At 65.5% G+C, this 1,099-nt stretch carries 1 protein-coding gene; it reads right to left on the bottom strand.

Annotated features, from left to right (window positions below):
- Positions 1-1,077: IS630 family transposase (locus ABT300_RS44310; RefSeq protein WP_351688902.1), on the bottom strand; the 1,077-nt coding region annotated here is incomplete at its 3' end.
- Positions 1,078-1,099: the final 22 nt, after the last annotated feature.

Genomic DNA, 1,099 nt, shown 5'->3' with positions numbered 1-1,099 from the left:
AGAGATTCGTCGGCAGTAGGCGGCTACTTTGTCGAGGATTTCGTCGGCGGTCTTCGTCCAGATGAACGGTCTGGGGTGTTCGTTCCAGTCGGCGAGCCAAGCGCGGATGTCGCGTTCAAGGGCCTGGACGGAGCGGTGAACGCCTCGCTTGAGTTTCTTCTGCGTGAGCTCGGCGAACCACCGCTCCACCAGGTTCAGCCAGGACGAACTCGTCGGTGTGAAGTGCAGATGGAAGCGCGGGTGCGCAAGCAGCCACTTCTTGATGACAGGCGTCTTGTGGGTGACATAGTTGTCGAGGATCAGATGGACATCGAGGTCGGCGGGGACTTCCTTGTCGAGCTTGGTCAGGAACTTCTTGAACTCCACGGCCCGGTGGCGCCGATGCAGGGAGCCGATCACCTTGCCGGTGGCGACTTCCAGTGCGGCGAACAGCGTGGTGGTGCCGGCGCGGACGTAGTCGTGGCTGCGGCGTTCGGGAACGCCGGGAACCATCGGCAGCACGGGCTGGGACCGGTCGAGGGCCTGGATCTGGGACTTCTCGTCCACGCAGAGGACCAGAGCCTTCTCCGGCGGGTCGAGATACAGGCCGACGACATCACGGACCTTGTCGATGAACAGCGGGTCCGTGGAAAGCTTGAAGGTCTGCGACCGGTGCGGCGCCAGGGCGAACGCGCGCCAGATCCGCGAGATCGCCGACTGCGACATGCCCGTGGCCGCCGCCATCGACCGGGTCGACCAGTGGGTGGCGTTCTTCGGCTTCTCTTCAAGTGTCTTGACGATGACCCGCTCGACGTCAGCGTCGGTGATCTTCCGCGGGACGCCGGGCCGCGGCTCGTCGGACAGGCCGTCCAGGCCCCGTTCGAGGAAACGTCGCCGCCAGGTGCGGACGGTGTCCGCAGTGACCCGCAGCCGGCGTGACACCTCCATGATCGAGTGCCCGTCGGCGCACTCCAGCACGATCCGCGACCGCTGGGCCAGCGCCTGAGCCGTCGTGCGGCGACGCACCCAGCCCTCCAGCACGGCTCGCTGGGCATCGGTCACCGACAACGGCGGAATCTTCGGACCCGGACGACTCATACCAAACCAACGACGAATCTCC

The organism is Streptomyces sp. NPDC001027, from assembly GCF_040299045.1.
Lineage (GTDB): Bacteria > Actinomycetota > Actinomycetes > Streptomycetales > Streptomycetaceae > Streptomyces.
Note: the sequence above shows the minus strand (reverse complement) of the source record. Positions and strands in the feature narration are given on the sequence as shown.